Below are 12,532 nucleotides of genomic sequence, written 5' to 3' on the forward strand. Positions count from 1 at the left end.
ATACCCGCGCCCGCTCCCAACTCGCTCTCCCCGGGGATCGGCCGCCTCCGGGGTGGCCGGGCGCAGGAAGTAGGGTGCACGGAATGAACACTTCCTCCGCGCTCCCGCATTCGTTCCGGCTGCTCGTCACGGGTGGAGGGACCGGCGGTCACACCTATCCGGCCCTCACCGCGATCCGTACGCTTCAGGGCCGCCTCGCAGCCGCGGGCCGCACGCTCGACGTCCTGTGGATCGGGACCGCCGACGGACTGGAGGCGCGCGTCGCCCCGGCGGAGGGCATCGCGTTCAAGACGGTCGCCACGGGGAAGATCCGCCGTTCGGCGAACCCGCTCAAGATGCTGTCGGCGGCGAACGTGAAGGACATGGCGAAGGTGCCGCTCGGCGTGGCCCAGGCCCGGGCCATCGTGTCCGAGTTCCAGCCGGACGTGGTCCTCGCGACGGGCGGGTACGTCGCGGTCCCGGCCGGTCTGGCCACGCGGCTGTGCCGGCGCCCGCTCGTCCTGCACGAGCAGACCGTCCGGCTGGGCCTGGCCAACCGGAAGCTGGCCGGTTCGGCCACGCGGATCGCGGTGTCCTCGGAGTCCTCGCTGCCGCTGCTGCCCGCCGAGGTGCGCGACCGTGCGGTCGTCACCGGCAATCCGGTCCGGCCGGAGGTCCTCACCGGTCACGGCGAGAAGGCACTGCAGGCGCTGAACCTCACCGGGTTCGACCGGCGCCTGCCCACGGTCTACGTGACCGGCGGGGCGCAGGGCGCTCAGCAGATCAACGGCGTCGTCCGGGACGTACTGCCGTGGCTGCTGAGCCACGCGAACGTGATCCACCAGTGCGGCCCCGCGAACGTGGCCGAGCTGCGCGCCGCCGCCTCCACCCTCGACCCGGTCCTCGCCTCCCGGTACCACCTGACCGGGTTCGTCGGGCCGGAGCTGCCCGACGTCCTGGCCCTGGCGGATGTCGTGGTGTCCCGCAGCGGAGCGGGCACCCTGGCCGAACTGACCGCGCTGGGCAAGCCCGCCGTGTTCGTACCGCTCGCCACGTCGGCCGGGAACGAGCAGGCGCACAACGCCCAGTACCTCGCGGACGCGGGGGCGGCGGTCGCCCTGCTCGGCGAGGTCACCCCGCAGACCCTGCAGGACGCGGTCGGCCCGCTCCTGACGGACCCCGCCCGGCGGACGGCGATGGCGGATCGGGCCCGGTCGTACGGAAGGCCGGACGCCGCGGACCGGCTCGTCGACGTACTCCTGGCGGCGGCCGTCTGACACCGCCGGCGCCACCGGCGCCACCGGCGCCACCGGCACACCGCACCGGCACACCGCACCCGCACGCCGGCGACATCCGCCGGCGTGCGGGTTCTTCAGTCTGTCGTCGCCTCTGTCTCCGGCTCCGTTCCCGGCTGGGTCCGCCGGGCGTAGGCCCGGGCGGCGCGGGCACGGTCGCCGCAGCGGGTGGAGCACCAGTGGCGGCGTCCGTTGCGCAGGAGGTAGCGGTTGCAGGGGCTGGAACCGCAGCCGGTGAGACGCTCGGCATCGGGGCCGGTGAGGAGATCGGCGGCATTGGCCGCGAGGGTCGCGAGAGCCCGGTCGAGGATCTCGTTGGTCGGGCAGGGCGCCACCCGGTAGGGGCCGTTCTTCTCGTCCCAGTACAGCAGGGCGGCCGTGGGTGCCTTGCTCATCGCATCGTTGACGGCTGACAGAGCCGAGGGCAGGGGCTGAAGCCCGGAGGCGCGTGCGGCGAACAGTCCCCTGAGGTGCTCGCGCATCGAGCGCAGCTGCGTCGCGCACATCTCCCGGACCCCGGCGTCGGCCGGCGCGAGGCCGCGTGCGGTGAGCCACCGGTTGACGCTCTCGGGAGTGCCGAGGAAATCGATGAACTGCCCTCCCGGCAGCGCGACTGCGCTGTTGACGAAGTCGAGGGCGAGGTAGTCCTGCGCCCCCGGCGCGGGCGGTGGCATGGATTCGACGGCCGGGCTCTCACTCATGGTTCTCATGGTACGCGTTGCATCCATCCGTGAGAGACCCCTATGATCATCACGGATAACCCACAACTCATCCGTGAGGTTCTGATGGTTGACACCAGCACGCCCGTCGAGCACTTCCCGGTCCGCGTGTTCGGCGGCCCGACCGCCCTCTTCGAGTACGGCGGTCTGCGGTTCCTGACCGACCCCACCTTCGACGCACCGCGCGAGTACCCGGTCCCGGGCGGCCGGCTGACGAAGACGGCTCCCGCTGCCGCCGCGCCGGCCGGCCTCGGCCGGATAGACGTGGTCCTGCTCTCCCACGACGAACACCCCGACAACCTCGACGAGTCGGGCCGGGCACTGCTCACCGGCGTCCCGCTGACGCTGACCACGCCCGGGGGCGGAAAGCGCCTGGGGGCGGGGGCCAGGGGGCTCGCCGACTGGGAGTCGGTCGACCTCGACCGCCCCGGCGGCGGCACGGTCACCGTCACGGGCGTACCCGCCCTCCACGGACCCGGGACGCGCGAGGAGGTCGAGCCGTTCACCGGCCAGGTCGTCGGCTTCGTCCTGACCGGACAGGGCCTGCCCACCGTCTACGTCAGCGGCGACAACGCTTCCCTCGGCCTGGTCGAGGAGATCGCCGGACGGTTCGGCCCGGTGGACACCGCCATCCTGTTCGCAGGAGCACCGCGCTTCACCCAGCTCTTCGACGGCGCACTGATCGTCCTCGACAGCGCACAGGCGGCCGATGCGGCCAGGATCCTCGGCGCCCGCCGGGTGGTTCCCGTGCACTACGACAGCTGGGGGCACTTCACCGAGGGACGCGACGAACTGGTCGCCGCCTTCACCGCCTCCGGGCTGCTCGACCGCCTGGACCTGGGCGACCGCGGCTGACCCGACCGCACGGCCGGTGCGGCGACGAATTTCCGCGCGGGCACCGGGGGCGGGCCGTGATACTGGCCGCATGACAGACACGCCCAGCGAACCGGCGCCCCCGTTCTCCCGGATCAAGGTCCGCGTCGGGGCCCTCGTCTTCTGCGGCGACGAGGTCGCCCTCATCCGGCGCGACCGCCCCGGCTCCACCCACTACACCCCGCCGGGCGGCAACGTCGAGGACGGCGAGGACTTCCGGCAGGCCCTGCGCCGGGAGCTCACCGAGGAGCTCGACCTCGACGTGGACCGGGCCAACGGCGGCGACCTCCTGTGGGTCGTCGACCAACGCGTCAGCCGCCCCGGCCCCACCCCGCCGCCGCGCAAGCTCCACCTGGTCTACCGCCTGCACATCACGCCCGAGGTGCGGGCCGGCCTGGCCGAGCGGGAGCTGGACGAACTCCCCGACGGCAGCCACGAGATCGGCGTCATCGAGTGGATCGACTACCGCAAGGCCGCCGAGCTGCCGGTCTTCCCGCCCGTCGGTCCCGCCCTCGCCGCCCTGGAAGACCCCCGCGCGACCGTCGCCGACGCCGCGCTGGAGGCCGTCACCGACGAGAACTACACCTGGGTCTGACCCCGGACCGGATCCCCCGCAGGCCAACTCGCCGTGGAATGAACGGAGTTCGATGAAATCGGCACAAGGCGACGAGATCCGCTTCCATCAGGGCAATCGGCACTCCAGCACCCAAACTGGTGATCGATTTTCGGCCGCCGGATGGGTATGATCGCCGACAGCAAGGCCGTAGCGCAGAGGTCGTCGCGCCCACGCATCGAGCTGGAGGACGTCGGTTCGAATCCGACCGGTCTTGCGCCTACTCATGCAGTTCTCGTCTCAAGTCGTGATGGACGCCGGGCACCGGCGAAGGAACCGGTGGAGTGGTGATGACAGAGCCGACACCCGTACGGTGCCCTGCGATCGAGCACCCCGACCTGCCACCGGCCGACCCGGCGGGCCTCGACCCGCTGCTCGCCCGGCTCGCCGCGGACCGGCCCGTCGAAACCGACGAGGCCTTCCCGCTCGGGACCCTGCGCGCCGACGGCCGCGTCGACCTCTGCAAGCAGGGGCTCGGACCTGACGGCGCGGCCCGGCTGCTTCCGGCCGCCGCCGCCTCCGCCCACGCCACCCACCTGCTCCTCGGCACCAACGCCATCGGCGACGCGGGCGCCCGCACCCTGGCCGGGGCCCTCACCGGCGGCCACGGGCTGCACACCCTGTACCTCGGCTGCAACCGCATCGGCCCCGACGGAGTGAGCGCCCTCGCCGGCGCGCTCGCCGACGACACCACCGTGCGTGCCCTCTGGCTCAAACGGAACCCGATCCTCGGGGACGGCGCCCGCACCCTGGCCGCGCTGCTGCGCCGCAACACCTCCCTGCGCACGCTCGACCTGGTCAACACCGGGCTCGGTACGGACGGCGTACGCCTCCTCCTCGACGCCCTGCTGGACCGCGGGCAGTCCCTCGAACGGCTGTTCCTCGGCGGCAACGGCCTCGGCCCCGACGCCGCCCCGCTGCTCGCCGCCCTGATCCGGGATGCCGGCGTGCGCGAGCTGTACGTCCCGGCCAACCACCTCGGTGACGAGGGCGCCGCAGCCCTGGCCACCGCTGCGGCGGACGCCGCGCACCCGGTCCGCCTCGGGCTCGGCGGCAACGGCATCGGGGCCGCCGGAGCGCGCTCCCTGGCGGCGTCCCTCAGCAGCATCGAAGCGCTGGACCTCGGACGGACCATGTCCGAGCGCAGCCTCGGCGCCCCCGGCAACGACCCCGGCGACGAAGGGGCGTACGCCCTGGCCTCCGCCCTCCCGGGCAGCCCGCTGCGCCGCCTGGAGCTGCGCCACACCGGCCTCACCGGGCGCGGCGCGAAGTGCCTGCTCGCAGCGGTGCCCGCCGACAGCCCCCTGGAGTACGTCGGGCTGGGTCCCGGCCTGCCCCGCCGCGTGAAGCGCTCCTTCACCGAACGGCTCCGCCCCGCCCGGGCCGCCCACCCGGACCTGCGCGCCATCGGCAGCGTGTACCGGTGAGCATCGAGGACATCGAACTGTCCGACGGCTTCCGCCCCGAGGACTGGACGGCATGGCGGCGGATCCGCCGCTACGCCGTGCCCGGCTGGATGATCGAGCAGGCCACCGCGCACCGGCTGGCCGGTGACTGGCGGGCGGCCTGCGCCGCCGCCGGCGTGGACGTGCTGTTCGAGCTGCCCGCGCTGGAGGCCCGCCACGGCGCCGCGGTCGCCGAGGCGATCGCCGGGGACCTGCGCCACTTCGCCCCGGACCTGCTGCGCTGGCACCTGCCCCGGTACCTGGGCGGCCGCACCACCCTCACCACCGACCTGCGCATCGTGCTCGCCACGTACGGCGGCCCGGACGGCCCGGCCCTGTCGGTCACCACGCCCCTGTTGACCGAGGGCTCGCAACGGCTGCAGCTGCACTGTGCGCCGCTGCTCGCAGCCGAGAAGCGCAACTCGTACACCGGGCAGGGCTTCGTCCGGGAGCACTGGGACGCGGTCCGGCCGTTCTGGGACGCCCGGTTCGCGTCCGACCTGGGCGCGCACTTCGCCGTTCCCGAGGGGCTCCGCGAGCGGATCTCCCGCCTGCGCGCCGACGGGGAGACCCTCGCGGCCTACGCGGCCGCGGGCATCGAGTGCGATCTGACCGACCCTCCGGCTCCGGCCTACGGGGACCCGACGGACGCGAAGACCACCTTCGGGCGGGTGCGGGTCGCGCTCTCCCGGCTCGCGCCGGAAGTGACGCGGCTCGTGGCGGCCGGAGCCGGCGACCGGTACCGGATCGCCAGCGGCTGGTACTCCCACCTGCTGCTGGAACACGCCGGTCCCGACAGGCTCCGGGCCCGCATCGTCGGCCGGAACGAGGGACTCGCCGTCCCGCCCGTGCCCCGGTACGCCTACCAGCCGCTGCCCGACCTCGCACTCGTACGCACCGGCCGGATCACCCCGCGCGAGCTGCACCCGCTGGTGGCCGCCGCGCTGTTCCCGGACGCCGGAGCCGCCGAGGGCCCGGCCGGCCCCGACGCGGGCGGGCCGGTACGGGTGCGCTGCCGCGGCGGGTGGCACGAGGTGCGCTCGCGCGACGGCGTACTGGACGTGCCGCACACCCCGGAGGAGCAGCAACGCGAGCGCACCATGCGGGCGTTCGGCGGCGCGGTGTCCGGATGCTTCGCCGTGCAGCAGAGCTGGACCACGGGCGAGGGGCGGCTGCCCCGGGCCCTCCAGGCCCAGCGGCGTGAGCTGTTCCTGCGCGTCCAGCACGGAGACACCCCCGGTGTGGAGGCCCTGCTGGACGCGGGCATGGACCCCCGAATCCGGGACGCCCGCGGCCGCGGCCTGCTGCACTGCCTCCACCTGTTCGACCACGAGGTGCTCCTGCCCCGGCTGCTGGCGGCCGGACTCGACCTGGAGGCCCGGGACAAGAACAAGCGGACGGCGCTGCTGTCCGCGGTGCACTGGGGCGGTTCCGCGGATCTGGTCCGGGCCCTGCTCGAGGCCGGTTCCCGGATCGACGTCACCGAGGAGATGGAACTCTCGCTGTCCCAGGAGGTCCGCCGCTACAAGCGCAAGGACCTGGCCTTCCTGCAGGAGCGCGTCGACGAGGAGTTCCCGGGCATCGGCGCCGACTGGTTCGACGAGCACATGGAGTACCGCGAGGACGACGAGGACGAGGACGAAGAAGAGGACGACGAGGACGGGGACGACGCATGAGTGCGACCCAGCCGCAGCCCTCACGGGCCCTGGCCGCCGCCGACGCCCTCGGTGCCCGGCTCGCCGCCACCCGCACCGAGCCGGCCACCAACCCCCAACTGGAGGCGCTCGCACTGGCCGTGACGGCCAATCAGCCCGTCCTCCTGTGGGGTGAGCCCGGCATCGGCAAGTCCGCCGGCATGGAGCAGCTCGCCACCGCGCTCGGGGTCCGGCTGGAGACCGTCATCGCCAGCGTCCACGAGCCCTCCGACTTCGCCGGACTCCCCATCGTCGGCGAGGACCCCGCCACCACCGGCGTCCCCATGGCCCCGCCGGACTGGGCGGTCCGCCTCGCCCGCACGGGCCACGGGCTGCTGTTCTTCGACGAGTTGTCCTCCGCCCCGCCGGCCGTGCAGGCGGCCCTGCTGCGCGTGGTCCTGGAACGCCGGGTCGGCAGCCTCGAACTCCCGGCGGCGGTACGGATCGTGGCCGCGGCCAACCCGCCCGCGAGCGCCGCCGACGGCTGGCACCTCAGCCCGCCGCTCGCCAACCGCTTCGTCCACCTCGACTGGACGCACAACCCGCGCACCGTGGCCCGCGGCATGGCCGGCACCTGGCCCGAGGTGGCGATCCCGGCCGTGGATCCCGCCAGGGCCTCCGGTGCGGTCGCCCGGGCCCGCGGCGCCGTGTCCGGTTTCCTGACCGCCCGGCCGGGCCTGGTCCACCACATGCCGACCGACGCGGCCGCGCGGGGCCGCGGCTGGCCCTCCCCGCGCACGTGGGAGATGGCCCTGCGGCTGCTGGCCACGGGGTACGCGGCCTCGACGGGCCGGGAGGCCCTGGCCGCCGCCCTCACCGGCGCGGTGGGCGAAGCCGCCGGTATCGAGCTGCTGTCGTACCTGGAACACCTCGACCTGCCCGACCCGGACCGGGTACTGGCCGACCCGGACGCCTTCGCGCTGCCCGAGCGCGGCGACCGGCAGCTGGCCTTCCTCATCGCCGTGGTCGCCGCCGTGCAGAGCGAGCTCACCCGCCCCCGCTGGGAGGCGGGCTGGGCGGTGCTGGCGAAGGCCGTGGACGCGGGCGTGCCCGACGTCGCCGCCCGCGCAGCCGCCGACCTCGCGGCGATGCGGGACCTCGACTGGCCGGTACCCGCCGGGATCGACGCCTTCGTGGAACTGCTCCAGCTGTCCGGCTCCCTGCCGGGCGGCGGCTGAGCCGGGCCCGGCCGTGCGCCCGCAGCTGGACCGCGCGAAGCTGCTGGCGGCCCGTTACAAGGCCGCCGAGGCCCGCCCGTACCTCGCTTCCGCGCTGTACGCCCTGACCGTGGTCCCCTCGGACGGGGTGCGCACGATGGGCGTCGACCGGCACTGGCGCTGCTACGTCTCCCCCGCCTTCGTCGAGGCGACCCCGGTCGTCGAGCTGTCCGGGGTGTGGATCCACGAGGTGGCCCACCTGCTGCGCGACCACCACGGCCGCGCCGAGCGGCTGCCCGCCGCCGACCAGCGCGACCGGGTCCGGGTCAACATCGCGCAGGACTGCGAGATCAACGACGACCTGCTCGCCGACGGGCTGGCGCTGCCCGAGGGCCGGATGGAGCCGCGGCTCTACGGGCTGCCCACGGGCGGCATGTTCGAGACCTACCTGGCCGCCATCCCCCCGACGCCGCACGGGCCGGACTGCGGCTCCGGCGCACACGGCTCCCCCGGCCCCTGGGAGCTGGGCGAGGACGGCGGGCCCGCCCGGGTCGGCCAAGTGGAGGCGGAGGCCCTGCGGCGGCAGACCGCCCAGGCCGTACGGGCCCACCAGCGCGCCCGGGGCCGGGTCCCCGAGGGCTGGACCCGGTGGGCGGAGGAACTGCTGGAGCCCACCGTCGACTGGCGCCAGGTCCTGTCGGGGGCGGTCCGCGAGGCCGCGGCCTGGGCGGCCGGCGCGGTGGACTACACGTACCGCCGCCCGTCGCGGCGCACTCCCGCCCTCGGCGGCCGGGTGGTGCTGCCCAGCCTGCGCAGGCCGCTGCCGCGGGTGGCCGTCGTCATCGACACCTCGGGCTCGATGGGCCCCGACGACCTCGCGGCCGCACTCGCCGAAGTCACCGGCGTCCTGCGGGAGGTGGGCGTGGGCGGCAACCGGGTCGCGGTCCTCGCCTGCGACGCCGACGTACACGCCGTGACCCGGGTGCGGAGCGCGGGCGAGGTCACCCTGGCCGGCGGCGGGGGCACCGACATGCGGGTCGGCATCGGCGCGGCGCTGGCCCTGCCCGACCGGCCGAACGTCGTGATCATGCTGACCGACGGGTACACGCCGTGGCCGGAGGAGACGCCGTCCTGCCGGCTGATCGCCGCGCTGGTCGGCGAGGATCCGCCCGCGCCCCCGGCCTGGGTGGAGTCGGTGCGGATCGACCTCTCCACGTGAGGAGCGGCGTACGGCGACGACCCGGCAGCGGCTCGTCCACCGGCCCGGTGTCGTCGGCCGGTTGACCGCAGGCCCGCCGGCCCGCGCTTCGGCCGGTTCCGACGCGGCGGCCGTGGAGCCGGCCGTCCCGGTGTCGTGCGGCCCGCGCAGAATGGGGCATTCGCCTGCGATCACCGACCGAGAGTGACTGCCATGAATCGCCTTCCCGCGGACCCGACGGTGCTCCACCCGATGCCCGGCCGGCCGCGCGTGGTCCTGCTGAAGCCGCTGGTGACCTCGCCTCTGATCGAGGTCGGGGAGTACTCCTACTACGACGACCCGGAGGATCCGACCGCGTTCGAGACCCACAACGTGCTCTACCACTACGGGCCGGAGAAACTGGTGATCGGGAAGTTCTGCGCGCTGGGAACCGGGGTGCGGTTCATCATGAACGGGGCCAACCACCGGATGGACGGCCCCTCCACCTTCCCCTTCCCGATCATGGGCGGCTCCTGGGCCGAGCACTTCGACCTGATCACCGGCCTGCCGGGCCGGGGCGACACCGTCGTCGGCAACGACGTCTGGTTCGGCTTCCAGACCATGGTCATGCCCGGAGTGCGCATCGGGCACGGCGCGATCATCGCCTCCGGCGCCGTAGTCGTGGACGACGTCCCCGACTACGGCATCGTCGGCGGCAACCCGGCCCGGCTCATCCGCACCCGCTACAGCGACGACGAGATCGCCCGCCTGCTGGCCCTCGCCTGGTGGGACTGGCCTGCGGAGCACATCACCGAACACGTCCGGACCATCATGTCCGGCACGGTCGGCGAACTCGAAGCGATCGCGCCACGGGCCTGAGCCGGCGTCCCCTCGCTGCACGGAGCGGGGCCCGGGCCGCCGGTCACCCGAGGCGCGTGCGCTCGACCATCCGGTCCACGACGGCCGCGGCCCGCTCCGGGTCCTCCTCCAGCCACCTGCCGAGTCGCTCCTGAACCGCCTCCCTGACGCAGTCGCGCACCACGGGGTCTCCCAGCTCGCTGTGCGTGCAGCCCCCGAACTCGGGATGGTCCAGTTTCACCGACACGACGGCCGTCATGCCCTCGCCGATCGCCGTGGGCAGGAGCCGTTCCCCTGCGTAGGCCTCGACTGCGGCCGCCACTCCGTCGCGGAGGCCTTCCACATGGGTTCCGAGGGTGGTGGGGCGGCTGTTGGCGAAGCCCAGGAGCCGTTCCTCATGGGAGCCGCACCAGCGCAGGGCGACCTCCACCGTTCCCGCCATCCGCGGGTCCTCGTACTCGAAACCGAGGGTGTCCGCGGGAGTGGGAGCCGGCTGCTCGTCGGCGTCGAGGAGGGCGACGAAGTCCCGCGCCCCTCCGTCGAACCTCAACTGCACCGAGCGGGGCCCGCCGGGGCGGCGCTGGTCGGTCAGCGAGATCTCCAGTCCTCTGTTCAGCAGGGCGAGTTCCCTGAACCGCCCGACCAGCGCCTCGAAGGAGAACTCCGAGGCTCCGAAGATGTCGGCGTCGGGCCAGAAGGCGATCACGGTCCCGCTCGCGGCGGCCTTCCCCGCTTCGGTGAGCGGGTTGACGGCCTCACCGCGCGCGTACTCCTGCACCCAGCGGACTCCCTCGCGCTGCACTTCGGCCGTCATCCGGCAGGACAGGGCGTTGACGACGGACGGCCACACGCTCAGGGAGCCGCCGACGGCAACGTCGTGACGGCCGCCCGCCCGCGCCCCGAACCGCATCTGCGTCAGCAGGGTTTCGAGTCCGGGGCTGTCGGCGCCCTCCGAGTCCTCGATGGGAACACCCGGCCCGTCGTCGGCGACCCGCACGCCTCCGTCAGGCGTGAGGGTGATCTCCACGGAGCGGGCACGCCCGGCCAGGGCCTCGTTCACCGCCCGGTCGGCGACCGCGTACACCAGCTGGTGCAGGCCGCGCTCGGTGGTCGAGCCGATGTACATCCCGGGCCGCTTCCGAACGGCCTCCCACCCCTCCAGCACCTTGATCTGGCTGGCGTCGTACTTGTTGGTTTCCTCACGCACGATATCCCCGTCCGGCGGTGTCGAGCAGACCCCCGAAGCCTAGGCGAATTCCAGAAAAACGCCAGGTCAGAACCTATGTGCCGATCTCCTGTTCGGGTCCGTGAACGCCTGCCGGAAGGGGGCCGGTCCAGGCACTCCGGCACCACGGCCAGAGGCGCGGCGCGACCTCGCCGACGCCCTACACGATGCCGTTCCGAACGGTCCCGAGGGCCCCGGTTTCAGACGTTTCCCGGTCCGGGGGCCAGAAGGAGAGCCGCCGTTGCGGCAGAACGAACCGCCAGGGCATCGGACTTGTCGATGACCGCGCGAAGTTCGCGGGCACTTCGCGGTGAGAGGGCCTGCACCACCGCGTCGAGGAGCCGTCGGCCCTCCAGCGGGTTGCCGCAGCAGTACCAGTGCACGCTGCCCCGGTCGCACTCGTCCCACATCCGGAGATCCGGGCTGCGGACGAACTGCTGCCAGCGGTGGAGGGCGAGCATCACATCGCCCGCGTTCAGATGGTTCCGCGTGAGTTCGAGCCGGAACACCTCTCCCACCGCCCGACCGGACAGGCCGTCGATGGAGGGGCGCGTGTGCCGGACGTGCAGGGCGCGCCGCAGCCCTCGCGGGGCAGCTCTCAGCTGCCGTGGCCGTCTACGCGGCACAGGCCCTTCGGAAGGTCGTCATGCCCTGCATGCTGGCACGATCTTGCAGGGAGCACACCTGGGTAAAGGGCGGCTGGCAGCGCCCGGCAGCCACGGAGGCGAACCCTGGGGCCACACCACCCTCAACGCCGAGGCCGAGATCCGCCATCTGCCATCCACGGGTGAACGATTCCCCTTGCTTCTGCCTGCTCTGCGCCCCGACCGAATGGGGCGGGCCCGTGTCCGATGAACGCGATCGGCGCATCGCCGAGAACGTCACCGGCTACGGGTGGCACGTCATGGGAGTCGCCGGCGGCGACTCCCCCGGAGACTGGGGCTACTCCATCGGCCTCTGGCACACCCTGCGCAGCCCCGAGGTGAGCGTCTTCGGCCTGCCGTCCCAGACCGCGATGCGCGTGGCCAACGCCGCCGGGGCCGCCATACGCGACGGCATCCCGCTCGAGCCCGGCCAGCGCCGCGCGGACGTCCTCAACGGCTACGACGTGGCCGTCCAGCCCGTGCATCCCAGCTGGTACCACGACTTCTTCGGCGCGGGCATCGACTTCTACCAGACCCCTCCGCTGCCCATCACCCAGCTGTTCTGGCCGGACAAGGCCGGGCGGTTCCCCTGGGAAGAGGGAGTGGAGGAGCACTGCCGCCTGCGCCAGCCCCTGCTCTGGATCCCCAAGGACGAGACCACCGGCCCTTGGGCCGAACTGGCCTGAAGCCCACCGTCCCGAGCCTCTGCTACAGCTCGGTGTCAGCATCGACGGATCGCGCGCCGAGCGGTGGTGGTGTACGGCATGCTGAGCCTGAGCCGGAGCGGGGGCGATCACGGCGGGGCGAGACCTCCAGGCCGCCCGCGGTCCGCGACGACCTACGTCTCAGGGGG

12 protein-coding genes and 1 pseudogene are annotated in these 12,532 nt (G+C 73.6%); 10 read left to right on the forward strand and 3 right to left on the reverse strand.

The genetic code is table 11. The annotated features are described in order from the left end of the window. Positions 1-83: 83 nt before the first annotated feature. Complete coding sequence (locus ACIGFK_RS37175) at positions 84-1,256, forward strand: UDP-N-acetylglucosamine--N-acetylmuramyl-(pentapeptide) pyrophosphoryl-undecaprenol N-acetylglucosamine transferase (RefSeq protein WP_400055398.1); 1,173 nt, start codon at positions 84-86, stop codon at positions 1,254-1,256. Positions 1,257-1,351: 95 nt separating this feature from the next. Here the strand turns inward: ACIGFK_RS37175 and ACIGFK_RS37180 are convergent, their stop codons facing one another. Continuing rightward, the gene (locus ACIGFK_RS37180) at positions 1,352-1,975 is read right to left on the reverse strand and encodes a CGNR zinc finger domain-containing protein (protein WP_386469594.1); all 624 of its coding nucleotides are present in this window, start codon (positions 1,973-1,975) and stop codon (positions 1,352-1,354) included. Positions 1,976-2,059: 84 nt separating this feature from the next. Between ACIGFK_RS37180 and ACIGFK_RS37185 the strand changes: the two genes are divergently transcribed. The 8 genes and pseudogenes from ACIGFK_RS37185 (at position 2,060) to ACIGFK_RS37220 (ending at position 9,831) form a co-directional block, all read left to right on the forward strand. After that, a complete protein-coding gene (locus ACIGFK_RS37185; RefSeq protein WP_386469597.1) occupies positions 2,060-2,848 on the forward strand; it encodes an MBL fold metallo-hydrolase in 789 nt (262 codons plus the stop codon). Positions 2,849-2,918: 70 nt separating this feature from the next. Continuing rightward, on the forward strand, positions 2,919-3,461 hold the full coding sequence (locus ACIGFK_RS37190) for an NUDIX domain-containing protein (protein WP_400055400.1): 543 nt from the start codon (positions 2,919-2,921) through the stop codon (positions 3,459-3,461). Between the two features lie 162 nt (positions 3,462-3,623). Continuing rightward, positions 3,624-3,696, forward strand: a pseudogene (locus tag ACIGFK_RS37195). A 73-nt stretch (positions 3,697-3,769) separates the two neighbouring features. Continuing rightward, on the forward strand, positions 3,770-4,906 hold the full coding sequence (locus ACIGFK_RS37200) for a gala protein (protein WP_400055402.1): 1,137 nt from the start codon (positions 3,770-3,772) through the stop codon (positions 4,904-4,906). After that, the gene (locus ACIGFK_RS37205) at positions 4,903-6,600 is read left to right on the forward strand and encodes an ankyrin repeat domain-containing protein (protein ID WP_400055404.1); all 1,698 of its coding nucleotides are present in this window, start codon (positions 4,903-4,905) and stop codon (positions 6,598-6,600) included. Before ACIGFK_RS37200 ends, ACIGFK_RS37205 begins: the two co-directional genes overlap by 4 nt. Next, positions 6,597-7,796: an AAA family ATPase gene (locus ACIGFK_RS37210; RefSeq protein WP_376657717.1), complete on the forward strand. Its 1,200-nt coding sequence runs from the start codon at positions 6,597-6,599 to the stop codon at positions 7,794-7,796. Before ACIGFK_RS37205 ends, ACIGFK_RS37210 begins: the two co-directional genes overlap by 4 nt. 13 nt (positions 7,797-7,809) lie before the next feature. After that, positions 7,810-8,994, forward strand: a complete 1,185-nt coding sequence (locus ACIGFK_RS37215; RefSeq protein ID WP_400055406.1) for a VWA-like domain-containing protein — start codon at positions 7,810-7,812, stop codon at positions 8,992-8,994. A 192-nt stretch (positions 8,995-9,186) separates the two neighbouring features. After that, complete coding sequence (locus ACIGFK_RS37220) at positions 9,187-9,831, forward strand: CatB-related O-acetyltransferase (RefSeq protein ID WP_376657719.1); 645 nt, start codon at positions 9,187-9,189, stop codon at positions 9,829-9,831. A 43-nt stretch (positions 9,832-9,874) separates the two neighbouring features. Here ACIGFK_RS37220 and ACIGFK_RS37225 read toward each other — a convergent pair whose 3' ends face one another. Next, positions 9,875-11,017, reverse strand: coding sequence for a DNA gyrase subunit B (locus tag ACIGFK_RS37225; protein WP_376657720.1), 1,143 nt, complete (start codon positions 11,015-11,017; stop codon positions 9,875-9,877). A gap of 218 nt (positions 11,018-11,235) precedes the next feature. Next, entirely contained in the window at positions 11,236-11,553 is a 318-nt protein-coding gene (locus tag ACIGFK_RS37230) for a hypothetical protein (protein ID WP_376657721.1), read from the reverse strand. A 326-nt stretch (positions 11,554-11,879) separates the two neighbouring features. Between ACIGFK_RS37230 and ACIGFK_RS37235 the strand changes: the two genes are divergently transcribed. Then, entirely contained in the window at positions 11,880-12,365 is a 486-nt protein-coding gene (locus ACIGFK_RS37235) for a DUF4262 domain-containing protein (RefSeq protein ID WP_400055409.1), read from the forward strand. Positions 12,366-12,532 lie beyond the last annotated feature (167 nt).

Source organism: Streptomyces sp. NPDC085524 (assembly GCF_044541755.1).
GTDB lineage: Bacteria > Actinomycetota > Actinomycetes > Streptomycetales > Streptomycetaceae > Streptomyces.